A 26,102-nucleotide genomic window follows, 5' to 3' on the forward strand; every position below is an offset into this window, starting at 1 on the left:
TGTCCATGCGACTGCTAGAACGACAATGAGTCCTCCCATAACCCCCTCCTTCGGTTCCCCCATTACCCATTACGGTGACAGTTTACATAATTCCCAACCATAGGGAAGGTAAACGCTGACGAAATTACGATAATCCTGCCATCAAGCAATGCTCAATCCACGTCGAACAACCCCGCCAGCTGTTCGACCATCGTGCCGCCCAATTGCTCGGCATCCATGATCGTTACCGCGCGGCTGTAGTAGCGCGTCACGTCGTGGCCGATGCCGATCGCGCAGAGTTCGACGGGCGAGCGGTTTTCGATCCAGTCGATGACCTGGCGCAGGTGCTGGTCCAGATAGGCGCCGTGGTTGACCGACAAGGTGCTGTCGTCGACCGGCGCGCCGTCCGAAATCACCATCAGGATGCGGCGTTCCTCGGGGCGGGCGATGATGCGGCTGTGCGCCCACATCAGCGCCTCGCCGTCGATATTTTCCTTGAGCAGCCCCTCGCGCATCATCAGCCCCAGCGACTTGCGCGCGCGGCGATAGGGTTCGTCGGCGGGCTTGTAGATGATGTGGCGGAGGTCGTTGAGGCGGCCGGGGTGCGCGGGGCGACCCGCGGCGAGCCAGTCCTCGCGGCTCTGCCCGCCCTTCCATGTGCGCGTGGTGAAGCCCAATATCTCGGTCTTGACGCCGCAGCGTTCGAGCGTGCGCGCGAGGATGTCGGCGCTGATCGCGGCGATGCTGATCGGGCGTCCGCGCATCGACCCGCTATTGTCGATGAGCAGCGAGACGACGGTGTCGCGGAAGTCGGTGTCACGCTCGATCTTGTAGCTCAAGGACTGGCCGGGCGAGACGATGACGCGCGCGAGCCGCGCGGCGTCGAGCTGGCCCTCCTCCTGATCGAAATCCCACGCGCGGTTCTGCTGCGCCATCAGGCGGCGCTGGAGCCGGTTGGCGAGCTTGGTCACCGCGCCCTGCAGATGCGTCATCTGCTGGTCGAGATAGGCGCGCAGGCGGGCGAGTTCGTCGGCGTCGCACAGCTCGGTCGCGGCGATGATCTCGTCATGCTTTTCGGTGAAGCGGAGGTAATTGAAATCGGGAATGTCGCCCGGCAGGCGGTTGGGGCGGACGGGCAGCATCCCCTCGTCGCCTTCGCCGCCCATTTCGGGTTCGCCGTCGGCCTCCATCTCCTGCGCGTCGGGGTCGCTGTCGCCGTCGTCGGCCTGATCGCCCGCCATTTCGGCGCGCGCGTCGACCTGGCTTTCGCCGGCACCGCCGTCTTCGCTTTCCTGCTCTTCCTGACTTTCTTCGGCTTCGGTCTGATCCTCTTCGCCGCCGTCCTCGGCGCCTTGTTCCAGCGGCTCGTCGCTCTGGATGAGGTCGAGGTGGCGGAGCGCGATTTTCGCGGTTTCGGCGAACGCGGCCTGATCGTCGAGCAGCATCGACAGCGCGGTCAAATCGCCGCCCGCCTCCTTGCTGATCCATTCGCGCACCAGCGACAGGCCGGTCTCGGTCCCCTGCGGCGCGCGTTCGCCGGTCAGCGCTTCGCGCAGCATCAGTTCGAGCGCGCTCGACATCGGCACGTCGCCCCGGTCCTGCGCGCGGCTGATCGGGTCCGAGCGCATCCGCATCGCGAGGCTGGCGGCCAGATTGCCGCGCATCCCCGCCATATGCCGCGCGCCCAGCGCCTCGATCCGCGCGCGCTCCATCGCGTCGAAGGCGGCGGCGGCAACGGGATCGGCGGGGCGCGCTGCGGCGTGCAGTTTCTCGCTGTGATGCTTCATCCGCAAAGCATAGGAGTCCGCGAAACCACGCGCTTCGGCGACCTGATCGGCGGGCAGGGTGCGCGACGGGGTCGGCACCTTGATCGCCTTGCCCACCTGCGCGGGCGCGTCGGCGGTAAAGCCCACCTCGACCTCGGCGTCGCGCGTCACCGCGCGCGCGACGCTCGACAGCGCGGCCTTGAAATCGTCGAGGGGGGATTGGGCGGACATTTCGAGTCGGCTCTAACCAGCTTTGATGCCGGAAGGAAGAGGATGAGATCGGATCGCGTCACCCCGGACCTGAGCCGGGGTCCACGGCGTCGATGGCGGTATGGGCCTCGTATCAAGGTGGCGATTGTTTCCCTACCATCGGTCGATGCCACGTCGCCATTGCGGGGAGCGTAGCGACGAAGCAATCTCCAGCCATCGTCCGGATGCCACGAACGCTGGTGATTGCTTCGCTTCGCTCGCAGTGACGCCGGCGGATGGGAGCGGAATGCTCGCCGATTTTGCGGTGATGTGCGGCTTTTGACGGCTCAGCGGTCGTCGCCCGCTTCGGCGGTGCGGCGACATATTGCGTCGTGCTCCGCCTTGGTCAGTGCCGGGTCGGGTTCCAGCCGGAACACATGCGTCCACGGGGTCGCGACGCGCTCGGGCCGGGTGCGCTTGCCCGCCACGACGTCGATGAAGTCGCGGCAGGCGGGCGCGCTCAGCAGGATATTGCTGTGCCCCGTCGATCCGCGCGACACGTCGGTCGTGTCGATCACCGTCAGCCCGGCGCGCGGCGCGGGATAGCAGCGTTCGGGAAGCCCCCTGGCCTTCAGTTCCGCCGCCTCGAACGGATTGAAGCAATAGGGCGAGCCCAATCGCGGATAGCCGTGGATCGCGCGCGACGCCGCGAGCGCCCTGTCCGCGCGCGACGCATAGATGGTGATGCGCCGGTCGTTTGCGACGCGCCGCGCCGACAGCACTTCCTCTTCGATGTCACGCTCGAACGTCTCGCGGTCGAAGTCGGGTGAGGCGAGGATGATGTTCGAGATATTGCTGCTGTCGGCGTTGCTCGACGCGCGATCGACATAGGCGACCGCGGGGATCACCAGCCGTGCGCCCAGCGAGTGCGAGACGATGACGATCTCCCTGACCCAGCCCTGTTCGGCGAGGGTTTTCAGGAAATCGCGGAAGTTGCGGACGTCGTGATACATGTTCGTTTCGTCGACGACATAACTGAAGAGCTTGCCCTGCGACGGCCAGCTATATTCGATGATCGGCCCGTCGAACCCTGTCATCCGCGCGATCTGCGCCGCATCCTTCGACGTCGTTGCGAAACTCTCGCGATAGCCGTGGACATAGAGCAGCACGCGGCCCTGCTTGCGGTCGGTTTCGGCCTGCAGCGCGCGCCACCAGTCGGGCGCCGCCTGAAAGGCGAGCGGCGGCAGGAAGCGTTTTTTCTTTGCCACCACAACATCGCGCGGCGCGTCGAAGCGGCCGTACCGTACATGGTCGCCGCGGTGGTGCAGCAGTTCGATCTCGCTCGCGCGGCAGTCGGGCAGGCGGCTCGTCACAAAGAAGTGGGGCAGCGCCGCGCCATCGACGACCGCGCCCGGCTGCGCATCGCAGCGCTGGTCGGCGACATATTCGGCGTGGCGGATCTTGCCATAGTCGACCGCCGCAATGCTGCACCCCGACAGCGCGAGCGCGGCGCCGCACGCCGCCGCCAGCTGGCGGGCACGCATCATTTGGCGATTACGCTTTCAGGCAAATCTTCGCCGAACACGCGCTGATAATATTCGGCGACGATCATGCGTTCGGCCTCGTCGCACTTGTTGAGGAAGGAAAGGCGGAAGGCGAAGCCGATATTGTGGAAGATCGCGGTATTCTGAGCCCAGCTGATGACCGTGCGCGGGCTCATCACCGTCGAGATATCGCCGTTGATGAAGCCCTGCCGCGTCAGATCGGCGACCTTGACCATATTGGCGACGGTCGTGTCGTCGGTGTCGGGCACCTTGGCGAGGACGATCGCGCTTTCGGTGGCGGCGGGCAGATAGTTGAGCGTGACGACGATGTTCCAGCGGTCCATCTGGCCCTGGTTGATCTGTTGCGTGCCGTGATAGAGGCCGCTCGTGTCGCCGAGGCCGACGGTGTTGGCGGTCGAGAAAAGGCGGAACCAGGGGTTGGGACGGATCACGCGGTTCTGGTCGAGCAACGTCAGCTTGCCCTCGGTCTCGAGCACGCGCTGGATCACGAACATCACGTCGGGGCGGCCCGCGTCATATTCGTCGAAGACCAGCGCCGTGGGGGTCTGGAGCGCCCAGGGGAGCAGGCCTTCGCGAAACTCCGTGACCTGCTGCCCGTCCTTGAGCACGATCGCGTCGCGGCCGACGAGGTCGATGCGGCTGATATGCGCGTCGAGGTTGACGCGGATGCACGGCCATTTGAGTCGCGCCGCGACCTGTTCGATATGCGTCGACTTGCCCGTGCCGTGATAGCCCTGCACCATCACGCGGCGGTTGTATTTGAAGCCCGCGAGGATCGCGAGCGTCGTGTCGCCGTCGAAGACATAGGCGGGGTCGAGGTCGGGCACGCGCGCGTCGGCCTCGCTGAACGCGGGTACCTTCATGTCGATATCGACGCCGAAGACCTCGCGCGCATCGACCTCGGTATCGGGCGCCGCCAGCAGCGTCGATCCGTGATGGTCGGGGAGGCTGTTCGGGATATCGGTCATGTTCTCTGTCGCCTTAAAATCATGTCCCTTCTCCCTTGAGGGGAGAAGGATACGAAGCCTTGCCGCGGAGCGGCCAGGCGCAGTTGGATGAGGGTGAGCGGCGCGAAGTGCCGCGCGAGCCTGCGGCTCGCATACCCCTCACCCAGCTACGACTAGCCAGCAAGCTGGCAAGTCTTCGCAACCCTCTCCCTCAAGGGGAGAGGGAGAGTCGGGTTGCGCCGCGGTATCTTCATGGGTTGCGCCTTGCAACGCCTTTTCAAAGGAGGCCGAGCGCCTTCATCACCGCCGACTGGTCATAATAGGGACGCTCGCAGACGATCTTGTCGCTGCCGGGCGCGAACTCGAAACTCGCCGCCATGCGGATGCGAAAGGCCTTGCCCGTCGGTTCGATCGTGCGCAGACCGAGTTTGAGCGGGCCGAGATGTGTGCCGGTCAGCCAGAACTCGACGAGCACCGTGCTGGTGTGCTCGTCCGCGGCGATCGCGATCACCTCGTTCGCCTGATCGGGAAAGGGCTCGCGCGACGAGGCGAAATAGGAGCGCACCGCCGCTTCGCCGTCGAAGACGGTGCCGGGGCCCATGAGTTCGTAACGCGGATGGTCGAAGGTCGCGATGACGCCGTCCCAATCATGCGCGATCTCCAGCGCCATGTGCCGTCGCACCACCTCGATCCGGGCCGCATTCAAATCGGTCATCGCCTTTCTCCTATGCGAACGCCGCGGTTTTCCTCAGCAACTGATAAGCTTCGACCACTTGGCCGAGTCGCGCCTCGAAACGACGGTCGCCGCCATTACGGTCGGGATGATATTTGCGTACAAGCTCGCTGTAGCGGCGGCGGAGCGCGGCGCGGTCGGCGTCGGGCGGCAAATCCATCAGCTGCATGGCGCGATGCTCCTCGCGCGTGAAGCGCGGGTTCGCCACCTCGCGTCGCGCTTCGTCCATCCGCTGCCGGAACCGCGCGCCGAGCGCGTCCATCGGATCCTTGAAATCGGCCCAGCGCGGCGGCAGGTCGGCGCTGCCCGCGGGCCGAAAGGCGCGGCTTTCGGTTTCCCAGCCCGCGGTTGGCGATTGCGCCGCCATGATCTGATCGGCGCTCATCCCCTCGAAAAAATTATAGCCCGCGTTGAACGCGCGCACATGTTCGAGGCACAGCCAGCGCCAGGGCGGCGGGCCGTCGGACGAGCGGCGCGCCGATGCGGGTGCGCGAAACTCTCCGGCCTCGCGGCAGCCGGGCACCGCGCAGGGCGCCTCGCGCGGCACGCGGCCATGAAAACGGTTAGGGCGGGGGGAGGAGGGCAAAACGGGCTTTCGGAATCGAAGGGCGGGGAGGGAGGAGGGTCTTATAATTTGGCAACGCTGCGCTTATGGTCAAGCCCATGAGCAGCAAAGGCCCCGTACAGCAAGAGATGGAAAGCCTGCTCGCCGCAGCCTTTCCCGACGCCAGTTTCACCGTCAGCAACGACAGCGCCAAACATCACGGCCACGTCGGCGACGACGGCAGCGGCGAATCGCATTTCAGCCTGAGCATCGAATGGGCGGGCTTTGCGGGGATGAACCGCGTGATGCGCCAGCGCATGGTGAACAAGGCGCTCGGCGACCTGCCGGGGCAGCGCGTCCACGCGCTCGCGATCCGCGCGACGGCGCCGGGCGAATAGGGAAGCGAATGGCAGAACACCGCATCTATGGGATGAGCTTTGCGAGCGTCTATCCGCATTATGTGACCAAGGCCGAGCGCAAAGGCCGCACCAGGGCGGAGGTGGACGAAATCATCCGCTGGCTGACCGGCTATAGCCAGACGGAACTGGAAGGCCGGATCGCCGGGCGCGTCGATTTCCGCGCCTTCTTTACCGGTGCGCCCGCGATGAATCCGGCGCGTGAGCAGATAAAGGGCGTCGTCTGCGGCGTCCGCGTCGAAAATATCGAAGAGCCGCTGATGCGCGAGATCCGCTATCTCGACAAGCTGATCGACGAACTCGCGAAGGGCAGGGCGATGGAGAAAATCTTGCGCCCGCCATCGAGTGGAAACGGCTGACACAGGAAAGGCCCGACTGATGTTTGACGTCATCACCCCCTCGACCCACGACCTCGGCGCATTCGAGGTGCGTCGCACCCTGCCGAACAGGGCGCGCACGATGGTCGGACCCTTCATCTTCGTCGACCAGTTCGGGCCGGCGCATTTCGACATCGGAAAGGGCATGGACGTGCGGCCGCATCCGCACATCAACCTCGCCACCGTGACCTATTTGTTCGAGGGAGCGATCGACCATCGCGACAGCCTCGGCACCTATGCGACGATCCGCCCCGGCGCGTGCAATCTGATGACCGCGGGGCGCGGGATCGTCCATTCGGAGCGCACGCCGCAGGCCGAACGCGCCACCGGTTCGGCAATTTCGGGGATGCAGACCTGGCTCGCGCTGCCCGACGGCAAGGAAGAGATCGATCCGGCGTTCGAGCATGTTGCGAAGGACGACCTGCCGCTGGTCGAGGACAATGGCGTGTCGGCGCGCGTCATCATGGGCAGCCTGTGGGGTGCGGCGTCGCCGATCACCCAGCACAGCGCCACCATCTATGCCGACATATTGATGAACGCCGGGGCGACGATCCCGATCGACGCCGAAGCTGACGAGCGCGCGGTGCTCGTGGCGCTGGGCGACGCGAGCCTCGACGGTGAGCCGCTCGACCGGCACAGCCTTTATATATTGAAGCCGGGGCAGGCGATGAGGCTGCGCGCGACGAGCGACGCGCGCGTGATGCTGCTCGGCGGCGAAGCCTTCACAACGCCGCGGCATGTGTGGTGGAACTTCGTCAGTTCCTCGCGCGACCGGATCAACGAGGCGAAGCATGACTGGAAAGCGGGGCGCTTTCCCCTTGTCCCCGGCGACAGCGAGGAGTTCATCCCGATTCCGGAGGTGCCGAAGACGGTGAGCTATCCTTGATAGCCGACTAACGACCGATTGCGGCCCTCAACCCTGTCGAGATCCCGGTCGTCGCGTCGCGGGGATGACGGATAAGGGAATGGGGGAACGCGCCCGAGAGCCGACGGGCTGAGACGTGCGCCCTTCGCCATATGCCCGCCATTTCTTGTCGCTTGCCAGTCCCGGCAAACCGCGCCAGATTGGTTTTGAAACGAAACCAAAGGAGCGGTGCCAATGATCGGCGACTTCGAACAGCAGCGGGTAACCCTTTCGACCGGGGTGGAACTCGACGTCGTCGATATGGGGCCGAAAGATGCGCCCGTGCTGATCTTTCTGCACGGCTTTCCCGAATCGCACCGCACCTGGCGTCATCAGCTGCCGCATTTTTCCGGCCGTTTCCGCTGCATCGCCCCCGACCAGCGCGGCTATCGCGGGTCTTCGAAACCACAGGAAGTGGACGCCTATACCCCCGACAAGCTGATCGCCGACATCTTCGCGCTTGCCGATGCGCTCGGAGTCGACAGGTTCACGATCGTCGGCCACGACTGGGGCGGAGCGATCGCCTGGGGCGTTGCGCTGGGCGGTCAGCCGGGCGGGTTGCACCCCCAATGGGCGGGGCGCGTCACGCGCGCGGTGATCGCCAATGCGCCGCACCCCGCGATCTTCCAGCGTCTGCTCGCCACCAACGCCCAACAGCGCGCCGCGAGCCAGTATATCCGCACCTTTCGCGACCCCGCGAGCGATTCGATCATCGCCGACCATGGCATTGCCGGCCTGCTCGCCCACGCCTTTGCGGGAAAGGTGCCCAGCGGCGGGCTGCAACCCGCCGACGAGATCGACCGCCTGCTGAAGGATTGGGAGGATCGCGACGCCTGCCGCGCGATGGTCAACTGGTATCGGGCTTCGCCGCTTGCGGTGCCGGCGATGGACGAACCCTATGCCGAACCGCCTGCGGCATCCTTTCCGACGCTCAAGATTCCGACGCTGGTGATCTGGGCGCTCGATGACGTCGCGCTGCCGCCGTGCAACCTCGACGGCATGGCCGCGCTCGTCCCCGATGTCACGATCGTCAAGGTGCCCGATTGCGGGCATTTCGTGCCGTGGGATGCGCCCGACGCCGTGAATGCGGCAATGGATGCGTTTCTCGCGCAGGGCTGAACCGGCAACGCGGGCGTCAAAAATGGTGGCGGACGGACCGGGCTACCGGCTGCCGCGGCTTTCCTCCTCCGGCGCCTCTGGCGCTCTAATTCTCCGGTCGGAGCAGGCAACCGCTCGCACCGGCAAAGCGCGCGCTGCGCGATGCGAGGAGCGGGACGCTGCCGATCACCGTTTTTGTTTCGGGGTCTTCGCTCAGCGAGACCATTTCCATCCCCGGCTCGAAATCGCTCTGGCAGCTTTCGAGGCTGCGTCCCTGGACATAACGGCACGAACAACCGACGCGCGCGGCATAGGCGGCGCCCAGTTCGGCCTGCGCCTTGAACGCGGGGAATTGCCAGATCGCGAGTCCCGCGAGCATCACGCCGGCGATCGCCATCCACGGCAGGCAGCCGCCCCAGCGGCTCGGCTTCTTGCGCGTCGAAACCGGGGCGGGCGGCGGTGGCGGGGCAGGCGTCGGCGTCGCACCCGTTGATGGGTCGGTGGAGTTGGTGTTATTCACCCGGTCCATGATGATGAAAAAATGGCTGCTGGCAAGTGCCGCCCTCGCGATGCTCGGCGCCTGGTCGCTGACACAGGCGGCGGGGCAGGGCAGCCTCGCGCCCGCGGCGCCCGCGCCCAGGTTCGGCCTGTCGCTCGACGACGTGGCCGCGGCCGACGCTTCCTCCGCGCTCCCCGCCTTGCCCGCGGCGCTCCGCGCGCGCGCCGACGCGCTGTTCGCCGATGCCGAGGCGGTGGGGCAGACGCGCGCGCTGCTCGTGCTCCGCGATGGCGAGCCGATCTATGAACGCTATGCCGCGGGGTTCGGCCCGGACAGCAAGCTGATCAGCTGGTCGATGGCGAAAAGCATCACCGCGGTGCTCACCGGCTTTCTGGTGGCCGACGGGCAATTGTCGCTCGACGCTCCGGCACCCGTCGCGGCGTGGCAGCGCAGCGGCGATCCGCGCGGCGCGATCACGCTGCGCCACCTGCTCCACATGTCATCGGGGCTCGAACATGTCGAAAATGGCGATCCCGTGTGGGACGGCGACACGGTCGCGATGCTGTTCGGCGGCGGCGCGGCCGACATGGCGGGCTTTGCCGAGGCCAAGCCCGCGGCGGCGCAGCCCGGCGAGGTGTTCAATTACAGCTCGGCGACGAGCATCATCCTGTCGGATATCATCGCCGACACGCTGACGCCGTCGGAAAGCCCCGACGCGCGGCGCGACGCGATGCGCGACTTTATCGCCGGGCGGCTGATCGAACCGCTCGGCATGACCAGCCTGACGCCCGAGTTCGATGCGAAAGGCACGATGATCGGCGGGTCGATCATGCACGCAACCGCGCGCGACTATGCCCGCTTCGGCGAGTTTCTGCGCAACGACGGTGTCGTGAACGGCCAGCGGCTGCTGCCCGAAAGCTGGATCCGTTTCATGCTGACGCCGTCGACGCGCGATGCGGGTTATGGTGGGCATATCTGGCTCAACCGCCGCCGCCCGCCGGGGGCGCAGCCCGCGCTCTGGCCCGATCGCGGCCCGAACGACCTGTTCGCCGCCATCGGCCATCAGGGGCAATATATCATCGTCTCACCGTCGCAGCGCGTGACGATTGTGCGGCTGGGCGTGACCAGGGACGATCAGTTTCCCGCGCTGCGACGGCACCTGGCGGATCTGACCGCGGCCTTATAGCAGGAAATCGCCTACCAGCGTCGTGACGCAGCGGCCCGTCAGTTCGACCATGTCGCCGTCGAGGCGGCAGCCGAGGTGGCCGCCACGCGCGCTCGCCTGATAGGCCGCAAAGGCGTCGCGGCCCAGCCGCGTCGTCCAATAGGGGGCGAGCGCGCTGTGCGCCGATCCGGTCACCGGGTCTTCGTCGATCCCGGCGGCTGGCGCGAAGGCGCGGCTGACGACATCGGCGCCGGATGCGTCGCCGGTACCGGGTGCGGTCGCGATATAGAGGATGTCGCCGCCTTTGCTCAGCGCGCGAAAGTCGGGCGTCAGCGCGCGGACGCTCGCCGCGTCGGGATAAACGATTACCGCATAGCCGCCCTCGTGCCACAGCGTCTCGACCGGCTGCCCGCCCAGCGCGCGGACGATGTCGGGCATGGCTCTGGGCGCGGGCGTAAAGGCGGGCAGCGTCATCCGATAGCCCTCTTCGTCCCCATCGCGCGCGACGCGCAGGATGCCCGCCTTGCGTGTGCGAAAGCGCATATCGCTCCGCCATTGCGCCGCCGACAGCAGCACATGCCCGCTCGCCAGCGTCGCATGACCGCACAGCGCCACCTCGACCGTCGGGGTGAACCAGCGCAGTTCATAATCGGCGTCGCCGCTCTCGTCGGGCACCAGAAAGGCGGTTTCCGACAGGTTGTTTTCGGCCGCGATTGCCCGCAATGTCGCATCGTCGAGCCATTCTTCGAGCGGCATCACCGCAGCGGGATTGCCGGTGAAGGGCCGGTCGGCAAAGGCGTCAACGCGGCTGATCGGCAGGCGGCGCGATGCGCTCATGGATAGAGATATCCTTTCGTCCAGCCGATCGCGGTGCGCTCGAACAGCGTTCGTTCGTGGAGCCGGTGGGCGCGGTCCTGCCAGAACTCGATTCGCTCGGGTGTCACGCGCCAGCCCGACCAGCGCGGCGGGCGCGGCACGTCCTGTCCCGCAAAGCGCGCCTGCATTTCGGCGAAGCGTGCCTCGAAGGTCGCGCGGCTGTCCAGCGGGCGCGACTGGTCGCTGGCCCACGCGCCGATCTGGCTGTCGCGGCTGCGCGTCGCGAAATAGGCGTCGGCGGTGGCGTTGTCGACCGGCGCGACGCTTCCTTCGATCCGGATCTGGCGACGCAGCGATTTCCAGTGGAAGAGCAGCGCGACATGCGGGTTCGCGGCAAGTTCGCCGCCCTTGCGGCTGTCGAGGTTGGTGTAGAAGACGAAGCCGTCCGGCCCATGCCCCTTGAGCAGAACCATGCGCAGCGACGGGCGCCCGTCGGGCGTCGCGGTCGCGAGTGCCATCGCGTTGGAATCATTGGGCTCGCTGGCACGCGCTTCGGCGAACCAGCTGTCGAACAGGGCCAGGGGGTCGTCGCTCATGCGCGCCGTCATAATGCGCGGGACGCGCGTGGTCGAGCGACATGTGCGGAACTTGACCGCCGCCGCACGCATTCCCACATGCGCGCGCAATGGGCCTTCACGGCCAGTCACTAATCGGGCACAGGAGCAAGATGGCCGATCCCTATTCCACCCTGGGCGTTGCGAAGACCGCGAGCGAAGCCGAGATCAAGTCCGCCTATCGCAAACTCGCCAAGGAATTGCACCCCGACAAGAACAAGGACAATCCGAAGGCGTCGGAACGCTTTTCCGACGTGACCAAGGCCTATGACCTGCTTTCCGACAAGGCGAAGCGTGCGCAGTTCGACCGCGGCGAGATCGACGCCGACGGCAATCCGGCGATGCCCTTTGGCTATGGCGGCGCTGGTTTTCGGGGCGACCCGCGCGCGCAAGGAGGATTTTCCGGTTTCGGCAACGACGGCGCCGATTTCGGTGATATTTTCGAAGGATTGTTCGGCGGTCGCGGCGGCGGGCCGTTCGGCGGGTTCGGCGGCCGCAGCGCGCCGCCGCCCAGGGGCGCCAACATCCCCTATCGCCTGTCGGTATCCTTTATCGATGCGGCGACGCAGGCGCCGCAGCGGATCACGCTGGCCGATGGCGGCACGATCGACCTCAAACTACCCGCGGGTGTCGAGACGGGGACGCAGATGCGCCTTGCCGGCAAGGGGCAGCCGGGACCGGGCGGCCATGGCGACGCGATCGTGACGATCACGGTCAAGGACCACCCCTTTTTCGTGCGCGACGGCGCCAACATCCGCCTCGACCTGCCCGTCACGCTGGCCGAGGCGGTGAAGGGCGCGAAGGTGAAGGTGCCGACGGTCGACGGCCCGGTGATGCTGTCGATCCCCGCGGGCTCCTCGTCGGGCAAGGTCATGCGGCTCAAGGGCAAGGGGTTCAGCCAGAAGAGCGGCGGCCGCGGCGACCAGCTGGTGCGGATCATGGTCGACCTGCCCGCAGACGACGCTGCGCTGGTCAAGCTGCTCGGCGAATGGAACGATCCGCGCAACGTGCGGGCGGACCTCGGCGTGTGATGCGTGGCTGAGGTCAGGGATAACGGACGCGCGGCGGCGCTGGAGCGCGAGGTCGCCGACGAGGTCGGCAAGGAGTTTCTGGCCGAAGGCCATTCGCCCGAATCGCCCGAAGCGCGCGCCGAGCAGGCCAAACGCGTCCATCTGCGCGCGCGGGCGCAGGGGGTTATCGAGCGCGGGCGCGAACAGCTTGGCCCCGGCACACGCGCCTATCGGATCGTGCGCCGCGTCGTTGTCGGCACCTATACCGACGGTTTCATCCACGCGGGCAACCTGGCCTATCTGGCGCTGATCGCGCTCTTTCCCTTCTTCATCCTGCTCGCCGCGGCGCTGTCGCTCGTCGGCGGCAGCGTCGGCGGCGAGCGTGCGGTCGAGGCGGTTTTTTCGACGATGCCGCCAACCGTCGCCAAGGCGCTGTCGGGCCCGATCCGCGAAGTGATGAGCGCGCGCACCGGCATTTTCCTGTGGCTTGGCGCGCTTGTCGCGCTCTGGACGGTGGGAAGTTTGATCGAAACAGTGCGCGACATATTGCGGCGCGCCTATGGCACGCATTTCAGCAAGGGATTCTTCCATTACCGCCTGCTGTCGATCGGCATCATCACCGGCGCCGTCGTGCTGATGCTGCTGTCGTTCAGCATGCAGGTGCTGATCGTCGGCGTCGAACAGTTCGTGACGCGCGTATTGCCCGAACAATATCAGGCCCGGGGCTTGGTGTTCATCTCGCGCGCGGTGTCGGGCTTTGGCCTGTTCGTCGCGATCTACCTGCTGTTCTACAGCCTGACACCGTCGAAATATCGCCGACTGAAGCGCTGCCCCAAATGGCCGGGGGCGCTGTTCACGACGCTGTGGTGGATCGGCGTCACGCTCGCGCTGCCGCCTTTGCTCGCGAGCCTGCTCAGCTATGATGCCACCTATGGCAGCCTTGCCGGGGTGATGGTCGCGCTATTTTTCTTCTATCTCGTCGGATTGGGTATGGTGATGGGTGCGGAGCTCAACGCCGCGCTCGTCGAGGTTGAGGATTTGGGCCACGACGCTATGGGGCGCGTGGACGACGTGACAGTCGACGATAAATAAGGCCGGAGAAAACGGAAATGACGGGTCTGATGAAGGGCAAACGCGGGCTGATCATGGGGCTGGCGAACGACAAATCGCTCGCCTGGGGCATTGCGAAGGCGCTGCACGCGCATGGCGCGGAGCTTGCGCTCTCCTATCAGGGCGAGGTGATGGCAAAGCGCGTCAAGCCGCTTGCCGACCAGCTTGGCTGCGATTTCCTGATCGATTGCGACGTGTCCGACATGGACAATCTCGACGCAGCGTTCGGGTCGCTCGCCGCGCGCTGGCCGACGATCGATTTTGTGGTCCACGCGATCGGCTATACCAACAAGGAAGCGCTGCGGGGCCATTATGCCGATGTGACGCTCGACGATTTCCTGATGACGATGAATATCAGCGTTTACAGCTTCACCGCGGTCGCGAAGCGCGCGGCGGCGATGATGGCGCCCTTCGACCCTGAAACGGGCGCCGGCGGCGGCTCGCTGCTGACGCTCAGCTATTATGGCGCCGAAAAGGTCATCCCGCATTATAACGTCATGGGCGTCGCGAAGTCGGCGCTCGAAACCAGCGTCAAATATCTTGCCAATGATTACGGGCCGCAGGGGGTGCGCGTGAACGCGATCTCGGCAGGGCCGATCAAGACGCTCGCAGCGTCGGGCATCGGCGATTTCCGCCTGATCCTGAAATGGAACGAATATAACGCGCCGCTGCGCCGCAACGTCACGATCGACGATGTGGGCGGCTCGGCGCTCTATCTCCTGAGCGATCTGGCGAGCGGCGTGACAGGCGAAACGCACCACGTCGATGCGGGTTATCACACCATCGGCATGAAGCAGGAAGATGCGCCGGACATCGCGCTTGCGTGATGGTTGATCTGACCATCGATCATGTTCAGCTTGCCATCCCCATCGGCGGTGAAGATGCGGCGCGGAGTTTTTATGGCGTATTGCTGGGCTTGAGTGAATTGCCCAAGCCGCCCGAGATGGTGGGGCGCGGGGGGTGCTGGTTTCAACTCGGCGCGCAGCAATTGCATGTCGGCGTCGAGGCTGATTTTCACGCCGCGAAGAAAGCCCATATCGCGTTGGCGACCGACGAATTGGCCGCGCTGCGACACCGGATTGAGGCCGCTGGCCATGCGACCAAAGATGACAGCCCGGTCGAGGGGCGCTACCGTTTTTTTGCAGAAGACCCTTTCGGCAATCGAATCGAGTTTATGGACAGGGTGGCACGGGGCATATGAGTTTCAACAGCTTCGGACGCGTCCTGCGCTTTACGACCTGGGGGGAAAGTCACGGGCCCGCGCTCGGTGCGGTCGTCGATGGCTGCCCGCCGCGGCTGTCTCTGTCCGAAGCCGACATCCAGCCCTTTCTCGACAAGCGTCGCCCCGGCCAGTCGCGCCACACCACGCAGCGGCAGGAGCCCGACCAGGTGCGTATCCTGTCGGGGGTGTTCGAAGGCAAGACGACAGGCACGCCGATCAGCCTGATGATCGAGAATGTCGATCAGCGATCGAAGGATTATGGCGAGATCGCGCAAGCCTGGCGTCCCGGCCACGCCGATTATGCCTATGACGCCAAATATGGCATCCGCGATTATCGCGGCGGCGGCCGGTCGAGCGCGCGCGAGACTGCGGCGCGTGTCGCGGCGGGCGCTGTCGCGCGGCTGGTGATCCCGGAGGTGCAGATCCACGCCTGGGTCGCGGAGATCGGCGGCGATGCGATCGATCCGGCGAACTTCGACCTCGAAGAAATCGATCGCAATCCCTTTTTCTGTCCCGACCCCGCGGCGGCGCAGCGCTGGGAGGCGCTGATGGATTCCGCGCGCAAGGCGGGAAGCTCGCTGGGCGCGGTCATCGAATGCGCCGCGAGCGGCGTCCCCGCAGGCTGGGGCGCGCCTGTCTATGCCAAGCTCGACAGTGACCTTGCGGCCGCGATGATGGGGATCAACGCGGTGAAGGGCGTCGAGATCGGCGCGGGATTCGGCGTGGCGCGGCTGCGCGGCGAGGAAAATGCCGATCCGATGCGCCCCGCCAGCGACGGCAGCAACCGCCCCGATTTCCTGTCGAACAATGCCGGCGGCATCGCGGGCGGCATTTCGACCGGGCAGCCGGTCGTCGTGCGCGTCGCCTTCAAGCCGACGAGTTCGATCCTGACCCCGGTGCCGACGGTGAACAAGGCGGGCGAGGCGACCGACATCGTGACCAGGGGCCGCCACGACCCCTGCGTCGGCATCCGCGGCGCGCCGGTGGTCGAAGCGATGATGGCGCTGACACTCGCCGACCACAAGCTGCTCCACCGCGCGCAGTGCGGATGACGGGTCCGTGATCGACGTCGCCCGCACCTTTATCACCAATCATCAGGCGATCATCGGCCTCGTCGTCCTGGGCCTGATGTTCGTCGGTTTCGTTCTGGAGCGCTTTCCCGCAACCGTTGTCGCCATCCTCGGAACCTGCACCTTCCTCTTCCTCGGCATCCTGTCGGGGCGCGACCTGTTCTCGGTCTTTTCCAATCCGGCGCCGGTGACGATCGGCGCGATGTTCATCCTGTCGGGGGCGCTGTTGCGGACGGGGACGCTGGATGCGATCGCCAGCCGGATCATCGCGCGCGCGCAGCGACATCCCAGGCTGGCGCTCGCGGAAATGTTCCTTGGCGTCTACGTCGCCTCGGCCCTCCTCAACAACACGCCGGTCGTCGTGGTGATGATCCCGATCATGCTCCGCCTTGCGGCCGCCCTCAATCTGAGCGCGAAGCGGCTGCTGATCCCGCTGTCCTATGTGGCGATCCTCGGCGGCACGACCACGCTGGTCGGCACCTCGACCAACCTGCTCGTCGCCGCCGTGGCCGAGGAGAATGGGCTCGACGGCTTTGGTATTTTCACCATCACGCCTGTCGGACTGGTCGCGGGCGTGATCGGCGCCTTTGGTCTGCTCGCGATCGCGCGGCGTTTCCTGCCCGATGACGCGCCGAACCAGATCGCGCTCAGCCAGGATCATCGCTCCTTCCTGTCCGAAGTGCGGATATTGAAGGATGGTAATCTGGTGGGCCGGCGCGTTGGCGATGTGCCCTTTGCCAGGCGCGCCAACGTCAGGCTGGTCGGGCTGAAGCGCGGCGGCACGCTCCGCCGCACTGCGCTTGCCGACGAAATACTGCAGGCCGACGACCGCCTGGTGCTGCGGCTCGAGCTTGCCGAGTTGCTGTCGCTGCGCGCGAACAAGAATGTCGCGATCGGGCTGACCGCCGGGCATGACGATGTCGAGCAGGATGAGGAAGAGATTGTCGAGGCGATGATCGCGCCCAGCCATCCCGCGATTGGCCGTCGCCTGATCGAAATCCCTTTCCTCTCGGCGCTGCGCGTCCGCATCCTCGGCATCGCGCGCTTTCGCAAGACGCCCGGTCCGGACCTGCCCAATGCGCGCATCCAGGCGATCGATCGCGTACTTGTCACCGGGCCGACGGACCAGATCGAGCAGATGTATGCCAATCCACATCTTTATGGCGTCGGCTCGACGACCGAGCGCGAGTTCCGGCGCGGCAAGGCGCCGATAGCGATCGGCGCCCTGCTCGGCGTCATCCTGCTCGCGTCGTTCAACGTCATGGACATCGGTGTCGCGGCAATCATCGGCGTCGGGCTGATCCTCGTCACCCGCTGCATCGACGCCGACGAAGCGTGGGATTCGATCGACGGCAATGTGCTCGTGCTGATTTTCGCGATGCTTGCCGTCGGGCTGGCGCTCGAAAATTCGGGCAGCGTTGCGCTCGTGGTGGGCAAATTGACGCCGGTGCTGGCCGATGTGCCGCCGTGGGGGCTCGTGCTCGCGACCTACGCCATTTCGGTGCTGCTGACCGAGGTGGTGACCAACAATGCCGTTGCGATCCTCGTCACCCCGCTCACCATTGCCGTTGCGCGCGATCTCGGCGTCGATCCCTATCCGCTGGTCGTCGCGGTGATGTTCGCCGCCTCTGCCAGCTTTGCGACGCCGATCGGCTATCAGACGAATACGCTGGTCTATGCGGCGGGTAATTATCGGTTCGTCGATTTCGTTCGCGCCGGCGTTCCGATGACCTTGTTCGTCGGTGCGGCCACGGTGGCTGCGATCAGCCTGTTGATGTGAACGGTGCGGTTGCGCGCTATTTTGGGCACCGCTAGGGTCCGCGCCCTATTGGGTCGCAAGCAGGGGAAAAGTGGATGGCCGAAGCAAGCATCGTGATGCCGGCCCAAGGGCATGAAGAGGCGCGCGCGCGGCGTCTGCAATGGCGGATGCTGGTCGGGTTTGTCGTCGGCCTGCTCGCGGGACTCGCGGCGCATTATGGCGCTGCGGGCCAGCCGTGGGTTGACGAGGTGATTTTCTATCTCGGCAAGGTCGGTGACATTTTCCTTCGCCTGCTCTTCATGCTGGTCATCCCGCTGCTGGTGTCGGCGTTGATCGTCGGTGTCGCCGAAATGGGCGAGATGCGGGCGCTCAAGACCGTGGGATTGCGAACGCTGATCTATACGATCGTCGTGTCGTCGATCGCGGTTGTGATCAGCCTGCTGGTCGTCAACCTTCTCCAGCCGGGTGCCGGCGTCGATCCGGAGGTCGCGCGTTCGCTGATCGCCGACGGCGCCGAGCGCGCGGGCAGCATCATTCAGACGAGCCGCGAGGCCAAGGCCGGCGCCGACGCGATCGTCGCGATCGTCCCCAATAATTTTTTCCTCGCGATGAGCCAGAATGACGTGCTTGCGGTGATGTTCTTCGCGCTGTTTTTCGGCATCGGCCTGATGATGGTGCAGACGCCGCAGACGCAGGCGCTGAAAACCGCGATCGAGGGCGTGTTCGAGGTTGCGATGAAGCTGATCGGGCTGGTCATCCGCCTCGCGCCGATCGCGATCTTCTGTTTCATGTTCAACCTCGGCGCGCAGTTCGGCGTCGATCTGCTCGTGCGCCTGTCGGCCTTCGTCGGTGTGGTGCTGCTTGCGCTCGGGCTTCAGATGTTCGTGGTCTTTCCGATCCTGCTCAAGACGCTGGCGGGGAAATCGCCGATCGCCTTCTTCCGCGAAACGCAGGAAGCAACGGTGATGGCTTTTTCGACCGCCTCGTCAAACGCGACGCTGCCCACGGCGCTGCGCGTCGCCCGGAACCAGTTGCACCTGCCCGACCGGGTCGCGCGCTTCGTGCTGACCATCGGCGCGACGGCGAACCAGAATGGCACGGCGATGTTCGAAGGGGTGACGGTGATCTTCCTCGCGCAATTCTTCGGGGTCGACCTGACGCTGCAGCAACAGATCATGGTGATGGCCGTGTGCATCCTTGGCGGCATCGGCACGGCGGGCGTTCCGGCGGGTTCGCTGCCGGTGATCGCGCTGATCCTTGCCATGGTCGGTGTCCCCCCGGCGGGCATCGGGCTGGTGCTCGGCGTCGACCGTTTCCTCGACATGTGCCGCACGACGCTGAACGTCATCGGCGACCTTGTCGCGGCGACGGTCGTTTCGGCCGGGATCGACGATCGGCCGGAAGGGGACAGCCCCGGCTGATCCTTTTGGCTATTGATCGCGCACTTTGTTGGGCCGGTCGACGCGGTTGGCGCGCGCGGGGGGCGGGGGCGCCGATGGCGTGTCCGCTCTCGGCGGCGGAGCCGGCCGAACGGCTGGGCGCGCGACAGGGGGCGTGCTCCCTGTGACCGGCGCCGCGGCGGGCGGGGCGACGGCGCTCCGCGGCCATTGCCGATGCGAGCGTTGCGTCGCGCGTGTCTCGACCCGCCCGCGCGGCCGCGAATATATCTCGCCCGGTTCGGTGGCAGGCAGATTACGGATCGCGCGCGGCGTGCCGGTCATGGCTTCGGTGGAGCGGCGCGGGCGCGTGCCGCGCGGGCCGTCACCGTCGCGGTCGCCGCGGTTCCAGCCCGGCCGCCGGTCATCGCGCTCGCGGTCGTCATCGCGGTCGCGATGCCAGCCGGGGCGACCGGGTTTCCAGTCGCCGTGCTTGCCATGATATTTCCACCAAGCGCGCCGCCCGCCCCAATAGTTCAGATAATGGTCGCGCAGCGGATAGCGGTTGCGATAGCGGTCGAACATCCATAGCCCGTGGCCGGGGTAATAATAATCGTCGTACCAGCCGCCGCCAAAGCCGATCTGGACAAAGCCGCTGCCATAATCCGACGCATCATAGCAATCATAGCCATAGCCGTCGTCATAGGCATAGCCGTCATAGTCATAATAAGCGTCGCCGTAGCGCGCCGCGCAATCGCCGCGCGAAGCGTAGCTGGCGCCATGGACGTCGCCATAATAGCAGCCGGAAAGCATCGTCGTCGCAAATGCACCGAATGCGATGGAAAGGGGGCGCTTGAAACGCAGGGGCATGGCTCGGTCCTTTTCGGGGCGATGAATTGCGACCCTCGCGCCGAACCTGCCCGAGCCGAGTTGAATTTGCGGTGAATGGTGTGCGATACGTTACTTGCACCATTGTCAGTAGTGCGATACCCATCATGCCAACGACAGGATGGACGAGGATTCGACCCGATGAACGCGCCGACGCAAATCCACCCCGCCAGCAGCCGTTGGTCCGCCGCGCGCTTCGGCCCCGACACGCAGCACTGGCTTCCGCGCAACCCCGACAGTGCGATCGATCATATTCCCGGCGAGGACGGCCTGCCCATCATCGGCAACACGCTCGAACAGCTGCGCGACTATCCCGCCTTCGCGCGCCGCATGGTCGCAAAATATGGCCCCGTCTATCGCAACAACAGCTTCGGCGGGCGCAGCGTCGCGCTGTACGGGCCAGAAGCGAACGAACTCGTCATGTTCGACCGCGACAAGATTTTTTCGTCCGAACAGGGGTGGGGCCCGGTGCTCAACCTGCTTTTCCCGCGCGGACTGATGCTGATGGATTTCGAAAAGCATCGCGCCGACCGCAAGCTCCTGTCGGTCGCCTTCAAACCCGAACCGATGCGCCACTATGCCGATGCGCTCAACGACGGGATCAGGGGCCGGGTCGCAAGCTGGAGCGGGCGGACGTTCCAATTCTATCCCGCGATCAAGGAACTGACGCTCGACCTTGCCGCGACAAGTTTCCTCGGGATCCCATGGGGGCCGGAGGCGGACAAGGTCAACAAGGCCTTCGTCGACATGGTCCAGGCGTCGATCGGCATCGTGCGCCGCCCGCTGCCCTTCACGGCGATGGGGCGCGGCGCGAAAGGTCGCGCCTTCCTCGTCGATTATTTCAGCCGCATGGTGCCCGAACGCCGCGAGGGCGCGGGTGAGGACATGTTCAGCCAGATCTGCCGCACCCGCGACGACAATGGCGATTATATGCCGGTCGACGCGATCGTCGATCATATGAACTTCCTGATGATGGCGGCGCACGACACGATCACCAGCTCGATCACCACGCTGGTGTGGGAGCTGGCGCGCCACCCCGATTGGCAGGACAGGCTGCGCGAGGAGATGCTCGCCGTCGCCCCGGCGGGCGAAGGCGTCGGGCACAACAGCCTCGGCGAGCTGGAGCTCACCGAATGGGCGTTCAAGGAAGCGCTGCGGCTCGTTCCCCCGGTGCCCAGCTTCCCGCGCCGCGCGCTCAAGGATTTCGAGTTCGGCGGCTATCGCATCCCCGCGGGCACCTCGGTCGGCGTCAGCCCCGCCTTCACGCACATGATGGAGGAGCATTGGCCCGAACCCGAAAGGTTCGACCCGATGCGCTTTTCGCCGGAGGTCGCGCGCGGACGGCACAAATATGCGTGGGTGCCGTTCGGCGGCGGCGCGCATATGTGCCTGGGGCTGCACTTCGCCTATATGCAGGCGAAAATCTTTTTCCACCATGTCGTCACCACCCACCGGATCAGCGTCGCGCCCGGCTATGCGCCCGAGTGGCAGATGCTGCCGATCCCGCGCCCGAAGGACGGGCTGACCGTGACGTTCGAGCCGCTGAAATAATCGTCGCCCCCGCGAAGGCGGGGGCCGCCGTCGGTTTACGCAGCGCCGCGGGGTAAGGTGGCCAGCGGCCCCCGCCTTCGCGGGGGCGACGTGTATCCTTGTTCGGACGGTCCAAGTGCGTCATCTGGGGCGCGTGACGACTCTTCGCCCCTATCTCATCTGGTTAGCCGTCGCGTTGTTGTTCGCCTTCGCCGCGGTTCGCGCCATGCAGTGGGTGCGCGAGCACCCCGAACATGTCCCCGGCGCGCGCTTCGAACTCGCGCACCCGCAGGGCTGGGCCACGCGCCACAAGCTGGTGGCGCTCGCCGCCGACGATGACGCCTGTTTCGCTGCCTTCGACCGCTCGGGCGCAGGCTATTTGCGGCGGCCGGTGGTGGGCGAGGGGGTATGCCGCGCCAGCCAGCGGATGATCCTGACCGGCAACCGTCTCGTGCCCACGATGCGCCCCGCGAACGCCGCGCCCGGTTGCGCCGTCACCGCGGCAATGGCGCTGTGGACCCGCGACGTCGTGCAGCCCGCAGCCGAACGCTATTTCGGGCAACAGGTCGTCGAGCTGGAGAATCTCGGCAGTTACAACTGCCGCACCATTGCCGGCAGCGCGGCGCGAAGCCAGCATTCGACCGCCAATGCGATCGACATTTCGGCCTTCATCCTGGCCGACGGAACGCGGATTGCGCTCATCAACGACTGGGAACCCGGCGACCGGCACGGCGAGTTCCTCCACGCGGTGCGCGATGGATCGTGCGGCCTGTTCTCGACCGTGCTGTCACCCGATCATAATGCCGCGCACGCCGATCATTTCCATTTCGACATGGCCGCGCGCACCGCAGGCTGGACGGTGTGCCGTTAGAGCGCGATGACCTGATATTGACCCACCGTGATTGCCCCCTGAAGTTCGTCGGCAAGAAGCGTCTCGCAGGACGGGCTGGTTGCCCGGACCAGAGACGCGCCGCTGTCCGGCGGGCTTCAGGGGGCAACCCCTCCGGGGCGGGTCGATTTTGGCCGATTGCCACGTTGCTCGTCGGGCGCGATATCCCGCATCGCGCCGCTCCTCGCCCCTCGCACTCGGCCAAAATCGCCTCCGTCACGGTGGGTCAATATCATGTCATCGCGCTCTAAGCGGCTTTGAATAGAGAATCGTGCGCACTTCCTCGTTGAAGCCGCACTTTTCGTGCCATGCCTGACTCGTCTCATTATCGAGTTCGACGTCCGACCCGATACGATCGTGACCGCGTCGGCGCGCCCGTTCCTCGATCGCCGCCAGCAGGGCGCGTGCGCCGCCCATCCTCCACAGCTCCGCATCCACCCATAGGCCTTCGATATGCGGATAGGGCGCCACGACGCAGCCGTCGAACATCGTGCGGAGCTGCACCTCGGCAAAGCCGACCGCGCGATCACCCGTGCTCGTCAGAATGAAATTCCACAGCGTCGTGTCGGTGAGCATCGACGGCAGTTCGTCGGCCAGTTCCGCGGCATCGGCATCGGGCCAGAGCCGCGCGCGCATGGCCGCCCAGGCGGCGATGTCCCGCGATTGCGCCTCCCGCACTTTCATCGTCAGACGGTAAAGCTCTCGCCGCAGCCGCAGGCGCCCTTGGCGTTCGGATTGTCGAAGACAAAGCCCGCGGCAAAATCATCCTCGACCCAGTCCATCGTGCTGCCGATCAGATAGAGTACCGACGCGCCGTCGATGTAGAATACACCGCCAGGCGTTTCGATCTTCTCGTCGAACTTTTCTTCTTCGGTCACATAATCAACCGAGTAGGCGAGCCCCGAACAGCCGCGGCGCGGCGTCGACAGCTTGACGCCGATCGCGCCGTCGGGTGCGGCCGCCATCAGCCTGGCGATGCGCGCTTCGGCGTTGGGCGTCAGAGTCACCGCCGCGGGGCGGGTGCGGGTTTTGGTGTCGGTCATCTTCAATCTCCAAACCCCCTCCCCTTCAGGGGAGGGGTTGGGGTGGGGCCTATCGGCCTTGAGCAAGGCCGATAGGCCCCACCCCACTACGACCGGGCAGCAAGCTGCCAGGTCTTCGTTGCCCCTCCCCTGAAGGGAAGGGGCTTTTTCGTCACAACATCCCCAACTCTAACCGCGCCTCGTCGCTCATGTTTGCGGGGCTCCACGGCGGATCCCACACCAGATTGACCTCGGCGTCGCCGACCCCCGGAACCGCGCCGACGCGCAGCTCGACCTCGCCCGGCATCGATTCGGCGACCGGGCAATGCGGCGTCGTCAGCGTCATCGTCACCATCACATGCCCCTCGTCGATCTCGACATTGTAGATGAGGCCGAGGTCATAGATGTTGACCGGAATCTCGGGGTCGTAAATATCCTTGAGCGCCGCGATCACCGCTTCGTAAAGGTCGCCGCCCACCGCCGCCGGATCGACCGCCGCGGGCCTGGCGGCAAGGAAGCCTTCCAGATAGTCGCGCTTGCGTTCGAGCTTCTCGGGCGCCGTCTCGGCATCGGCGACGCGCGCTTTGGGCGGCGCCTCGACGTGCGCGACTTCCTCGATCCTGATTGTCCGCTCCTCGCTCATCCGAAAATCCTTTCGACGCGGGCGAGGCCGTCGATCAGCGCCGCCACATCGTCGTCATTGCTGTACAAACCGAAACTCGCGCGCGCGGTCGCGGGCACGCCCAGATGGTCCATCAGCGGCTGCGCGCAATGATGCCCGGCGCGGATCGCGACCCCGCTTTCGTCCAAGATAGTGCCGATGTCGTGCGGATGAACCCCCGCCATCGAAAAGCTGACGATTCCGGCGCTGTTTTCAGGGCCATAAAGGGTGATGCTGTTGCGCCGCGCGAGTTGGTCGCGCAGCGAGGTGACGAGCGCGCATTCGTGCGCGTGGATCGCATCGATCCCGATCGTCTCGACATAATCGACCGCCGCCGCGAGCCCCAGCGCCTCGACGATTGCGGGCGTTCCAGCCTCGAAGCGGGTGGGGGCGGGGGCATAGGTCGTGCGCTCGAACGTCACCCGGTCGATCATCGACCCGCCGCCCTGCCACGGCGGCAAGGCGTCGAGCTTGTCGCTCCACAGCACGCCGATACCGGTCGGACCATAGAGCTTGTGCCCCGAAAAGACGTAATAGTCGCACCCCAGCGCCGCGACGTCGACGGGCAGCCGCGGCACCGCCTGGCACCCGTCGATCAGCAGCTCGGCGCCAACCTTGTGCGCCAGCTCCGCCGCGCGCGCGACGTCGAGCGGACTGCCGAGCACGTTCGAGACATGCGCGAAGGCGACCATATTATGACCGCGGGTCAGCAGCTTTTCGGCGGCATCGAGGTCGATGCAGCCGTCGGCGGTCAGCGGGCAGACATCGACCTGCCAGCCCGCGAGCTGCCACGGCACGATATTGCTGTGATGCTCGAGCGTGGAGAGCAGCACGCGGCCCTTTTTCGGGTGCGAATAGGCAACCAGGTTGATCGCCTCGGTCGCGCCGCGCACAAAGGCGATCTGGTCGTCCTTCGCGCCGATAAAGGCCGCGATCCGCCGCCGCGCCGCCTCATAGGCAAGCGTCATGTCGGCCGAACGCGCATAGACGCCGCGATGCACGGTCGCATAGTCGCGGCCCATCGCGGCGAGGGTGGCATCGATCACCGCCTGCGGCTTCTGCGCCGTCGCGGCGGTGTCGAGATAGTGCCAGCCGGGGGTGAGGCCGGGGAACTGATCTCTGATCCCGTTCGTGTCGAGCGAAGTCGAGACACCCTGAAGGCGTGCGTTACCGATGGGCATCCCGACTTCGCTCGATGCGAACGGGGAAGGGAGATTGCTCACACCAGTTCCCCCAGCTTCGCCAGCGCCAGCTCCTGCAACCGCGCCTCATCCACCGCCCCGTCGAACACGCCCGCGACAAAGGCCTGGAGCAATATCTTCTTCGCCTCGGCGGGCGGCATCCCGCGCGACTCGAGATAATAGAGCGCCATGGCATCCAGTTCCCCGATCGCGCAGCCATGCGCGCACTTCACATCGTCGGCGAAGATTTCGAGTTCGGGCTTGGCGTTGGCGGTGGCGCTGCGGTTCAGCAGCATAGCCTTCACATCCTGCTCGCTGTCGGTCTGCTGCGCATCGCGCGCGACCGCGACCTTGCCCAGATAGGTGCCCGTCGCGGTGCCGCCGAGTACCGATCGCACGACCTGCCGCGACGTCGCGCCGGGTTCGGCATGGATGACCGTGGTGACGATTTCCAGATTCTGTGCACCGCCGCCGATCTGCGCCGCGCCGAGGGTGAAGTCGGCGCCTTCGTGGAGCGTCACGGCGAGTTCGATGCGGCCGTATGCGCCGCCGATGTTGAGGATATGCAGCGCGGCGGTCGCGTCCTTGCCGATGCTCATTTCGATCTGATGGATCGCGCCGCTATCCTGCACGATCGCGCGCGCGAACTGGCCGCCCGCGGGCACGATGATGCTCTCGGGCGCAGGCAGCGGCCATGCCGCGGCGACCGCATCAATATCGGCGTAGCGCCAGGCTTCGTCGCGGCGCGAGGGGAGGGTGGTCACCACTTACC

General features: G+C 65.9%; 29 protein-coding genes. 15 read left to right on the forward strand and 14 right to left on the reverse strand.

Translation table 11 applies throughout. The features are described 5' to 3' along the window. Positions 1-152: 152 nt before the first annotated feature. From cobT to SALA_RS03235, 5 genes are all read right to left on the reverse strand, one after another. The gene (gene cobT / locus SALA_RS03215; RefSeq protein ID WP_011540953.1) at positions 153-1,976 is read right to left on the reverse strand and encodes a cobaltochelatase subunit CobT; all 1,824 of its coding nucleotides are present in this window, start codon (positions 1,974-1,976) and stop codon (positions 153-155) included. Between the two features lie 305 nt (positions 1,977-2,281). Further along, positions 2,282-3,481 carry an alpha/beta hydrolase gene (locus SALA_RS03220; RefSeq protein ID WP_011540954.1) on the reverse strand — a complete coding sequence of 400 codons (1,200 nt, stop codon included), beginning with the start codon at positions 3,479-3,481 and terminating at the stop codon, positions 2,282-2,284. Further along, entirely contained in the window at positions 3,478-4,467 is a 990-nt protein-coding gene (gene cobS, locus SALA_RS03225) for a cobaltochelatase subunit CobS (RefSeq protein WP_011540955.1), read from the reverse strand. The genes SALA_RS03220 and cobS overlap by 4 nt, the downstream gene beginning before the upstream one ends. Positions 4,468-4,723: 256 nt before the next feature. Next, positions 4,724-5,161 (reverse strand): ester cyclase, encoded by a 438-nt coding sequence (locus SALA_RS03230; RefSeq protein WP_011540956.1) that lies wholly within the window; start codon positions 5,159-5,161, stop codon positions 4,724-4,726. A gap of 10 nt (positions 5,162-5,171) precedes the next feature. Beyond that, the gene (locus tag SALA_RS03235; RefSeq protein WP_011540957.1) at positions 5,172-5,702 is read right to left on the reverse strand and encodes a J domain-containing protein; all 531 of its coding nucleotides are present in this window, start codon (positions 5,700-5,702) and stop codon (positions 5,172-5,174) included. A 140-nt stretch (positions 5,703-5,842) separates the two neighbouring features. Here SALA_RS03235 and SALA_RS03240 point away from each other — a divergent pair, with 140 nt between their 5' ends. The 4 genes from SALA_RS03240 (at position 5,843) to SALA_RS03255 (ending at position 8,539) form a co-directional block, all read left to right on the forward strand. Further along, positions 5,843-6,121: a BolA family protein gene (locus SALA_RS03240; protein WP_407635772.1), complete on the forward strand. Its 279-nt coding sequence runs from the start codon at positions 5,843-5,845 to the stop codon at positions 6,119-6,121. A gap of 8 nt (positions 6,122-6,129) precedes the next feature. Further along, the gene (locus SALA_RS03245; protein WP_011540959.1) at positions 6,130-6,498 is read left to right on the forward strand and encodes a DUF2200 domain-containing protein; all 369 of its coding nucleotides are present in this window, start codon (positions 6,130-6,132) and stop codon (positions 6,496-6,498) included. 19 nt (positions 6,499-6,517) lie between these two features. Further along, positions 6,518-7,402: a pirin family protein gene (locus SALA_RS03250; protein WP_011540960.1), complete on the forward strand. Its 885-nt coding sequence runs from the start codon at positions 6,518-6,520 to the stop codon at positions 7,400-7,402. Between the two features lie 213 nt (positions 7,403-7,615). Further along, positions 7,616-8,539 (forward strand): alpha/beta fold hydrolase, encoded by a 924-nt coding sequence (locus tag SALA_RS03255; protein WP_011540961.1) that lies wholly within the window; start codon positions 7,616-7,618, stop codon positions 8,537-8,539. Between the two features lie 85 nt (positions 8,540-8,624). Here the strand turns inward: SALA_RS03255 and SALA_RS03260 are convergent, their stop codons facing one another. Next, positions 8,625-9,047: a hypothetical protein gene (locus SALA_RS03260; protein WP_011540962.1), complete on the reverse strand. Its 423-nt coding sequence runs from the start codon at positions 9,045-9,047 to the stop codon at positions 8,625-8,627. On the opposite strand from SALA_RS03260, the gene SALA_RS03265 reads away from it, so the two are divergent. Further along, positions 9,046-10,203 (forward strand): serine hydrolase domain-containing protein, encoded by a 1,158-nt coding sequence (locus SALA_RS03265; protein ID WP_041383044.1) that lies wholly within the window; start codon positions 9,046-9,048, stop codon positions 10,201-10,203. The two genes, SALA_RS03260 and SALA_RS03265, sit on opposite strands and share 2 nt — an antisense overlap. Here the strand turns inward: SALA_RS03265 and SALA_RS03270 are convergent. Then, a complete protein-coding gene (locus SALA_RS03270) occupies positions 10,198-11,019 on the reverse strand; it encodes a PhzF family phenazine biosynthesis protein (RefSeq protein ID WP_011540964.1) in 822 nt (273 codons plus the stop codon). The genes SALA_RS03265 and SALA_RS03270 overlap by 6 nt on opposite strands. Next, positions 11,016-11,594 carry a pyridoxamine 5'-phosphate oxidase gene (gene pdxH / locus SALA_RS03275; RefSeq protein WP_041383623.1) on the reverse strand — a complete coding sequence of 193 codons (579 nt, stop codon included), beginning with the start codon at positions 11,592-11,594 and terminating at the stop codon, positions 11,016-11,018. The genes SALA_RS03270 and pdxH overlap by 4 nt, the downstream gene beginning before the upstream one ends. A gap of 131 nt (positions 11,595-11,725) precedes the next feature. Here pdxH and SALA_RS03280 point away from each other — a divergent pair, with 131 nt between their 5' ends. From SALA_RS03280 to SALA_RS03310, 7 genes are all read left to right on the forward strand, one after another. Further along, a complete protein-coding gene (locus tag SALA_RS03280) occupies positions 11,726-12,643 on the forward strand; it encodes a DnaJ C-terminal domain-containing protein (RefSeq protein WP_011540966.1) in 918 nt (305 codons plus the stop codon). 3 nt (positions 12,644-12,646) lie between these two features. Continuing rightward, entirely contained in the window at positions 12,647-13,714 is a 1,068-nt protein-coding gene (locus tag SALA_RS03285) for a YihY/virulence factor BrkB family protein (protein ID WP_011540967.1), read from the forward strand. Between the two features lie 17 nt (positions 13,715-13,731). Continuing rightward, positions 13,732-14,559 (forward strand): enoyl-ACP reductase FabI, encoded by an 828-nt coding sequence (gene fabI, locus SALA_RS03290; RefSeq protein ID WP_011540968.1) that lies wholly within the window; start codon positions 13,732-13,734, stop codon positions 14,557-14,559. Continuing rightward, on the forward strand, positions 14,559-14,933 hold the full coding sequence (locus SALA_RS03295) for a VOC family protein (RefSeq protein WP_011540969.1): 375 nt from the start codon (positions 14,559-14,561) through the stop codon (positions 14,931-14,933). Before fabI ends, SALA_RS03295 begins: the two co-directional genes overlap by 1 nt. Then, on the forward strand, positions 14,930-16,006 hold the full coding sequence (gene aroC / locus SALA_RS03300) for a chorismate synthase (protein ID WP_011540970.1): 1,077 nt from the start codon (positions 14,930-14,932) through the stop codon (positions 16,004-16,006). The genes SALA_RS03295 and aroC overlap by 4 nt, the downstream gene beginning before the upstream one ends. 7 nt (positions 16,007-16,013) lie before the next feature. Beyond that, complete coding sequence (locus tag SALA_RS03305; protein WP_011540971.1) at positions 16,014-17,804, forward strand: SLC13 family permease; 1,791 nt, start codon at positions 16,014-16,016, stop codon at positions 17,802-17,804. A 95-nt stretch (positions 17,805-17,899) separates the two neighbouring features. After that, the gene (locus tag SALA_RS03310) at positions 17,900-19,204 is read left to right on the forward strand and encodes a dicarboxylate/amino acid:cation symporter (RefSeq protein ID WP_041383627.1); all 1,305 of its coding nucleotides are present in this window, start codon (positions 17,900-17,902) and stop codon (positions 19,202-19,204) included. Positions 19,205-19,213: 9 nt separating this feature from the next. Here SALA_RS03310 and SALA_RS16385 read toward each other — a convergent pair whose 3' ends face one another. Continuing rightward, positions 19,214-20,029: a hypothetical protein gene (locus SALA_RS16385; protein ID WP_011540973.1), complete on the reverse strand. Its 816-nt coding sequence runs from the start codon at positions 20,027-20,029 to the stop codon at positions 19,214-19,216. 159 nt (positions 20,030-20,188) lie between these two features. Between SALA_RS16385 and SALA_RS03320 the strand changes: the two genes are divergently transcribed. The 3 genes from SALA_RS03320 to SALA_RS17605 all read left to right on the forward strand — a co-directional run bounded on the left by SALA_RS03320 (position 20,189) and on the right by SALA_RS17605 (position 22,717). Next, complete coding sequence (locus SALA_RS03320) at positions 20,189-21,598, forward strand: cytochrome P450 (protein WP_011540974.1); 1,410 nt, start codon at positions 20,189-20,191, stop codon at positions 21,596-21,598. A 133-nt stretch (positions 21,599-21,731) separates the two neighbouring features. Then, positions 21,732-22,448, forward strand: coding sequence for an extensin-like domain-containing protein (locus tag SALA_RS03325; protein ID WP_237700916.1), 717 nt, complete (start codon positions 21,732-21,734; stop codon positions 22,446-22,448). Positions 22,449-22,459: 11 nt separating this feature from the next. Further along, positions 22,460-22,717, forward strand: coding sequence for a hypothetical protein (locus SALA_RS17605; protein WP_084764800.1), 258 nt, complete (start codon positions 22,460-22,462; stop codon positions 22,715-22,717). Here SALA_RS17605 and SALA_RS16390 read toward each other — a convergent pair. The 5 genes from SALA_RS16390 to SALA_RS03350 all read right to left on the reverse strand — a co-directional run bounded on the left by SALA_RS16390 (position 22,704) and on the right by SALA_RS03350 (position 26,097). Further along, positions 22,704-23,150 carry a GNAT family N-acetyltransferase gene (locus SALA_RS16390; RefSeq protein ID WP_011540977.1) on the reverse strand — a complete coding sequence of 149 codons (447 nt, stop codon included), beginning with the start codon at positions 23,148-23,150 and terminating at the stop codon, positions 22,704-22,706. The genes SALA_RS17605 and SALA_RS16390 overlap by 14 nt on opposite strands. A 2-nt stretch (positions 23,151-23,152) precedes the next feature. After that, positions 23,153-23,509, reverse strand: coding sequence for a HesB/IscA family protein (locus tag SALA_RS03335; RefSeq protein ID WP_011540978.1), 357 nt, complete (start codon positions 23,507-23,509; stop codon positions 23,153-23,155). A 151-nt stretch (positions 23,510-23,660) separates the two neighbouring features. After that, positions 23,661-24,131, reverse strand: a complete 471-nt coding sequence (locus SALA_RS03340) for an SUF system Fe-S cluster assembly protein (RefSeq protein ID WP_011540979.1) — start codon at positions 24,129-24,131, stop codon at positions 23,661-23,663. Then, positions 24,128-25,330, reverse strand: coding sequence for an aminotransferase class V-fold PLP-dependent enzyme (locus tag SALA_RS03345; RefSeq protein WP_041383046.1), 1,203 nt, complete (start codon positions 25,328-25,330; stop codon positions 24,128-24,130). The genes SALA_RS03340 and SALA_RS03345 overlap by 4 nt, the downstream gene beginning before the upstream one ends. A 38-nt stretch (positions 25,331-25,368) precedes the next feature. Further along, positions 25,369-26,097 (reverse strand): SufD family Fe-S cluster assembly protein, encoded by a 729-nt coding sequence (locus tag SALA_RS03350; RefSeq protein ID WP_011540981.1) that lies wholly within the window; start codon positions 26,095-26,097, stop codon positions 25,369-25,371. Between the last annotated feature and the right edge of the window lie 5 nt (positions 26,098-26,102).

The sequence above is a fragment of the Sphingopyxis alaskensis RB2256 genome, assembly GCF_000013985.1.
GTDB classification, from domain to species: Bacteria; Pseudomonadota; Alphaproteobacteria; order Sphingomonadales; family Sphingomonadaceae; genus Sphingopyxis; species Sphingopyxis alaskensis.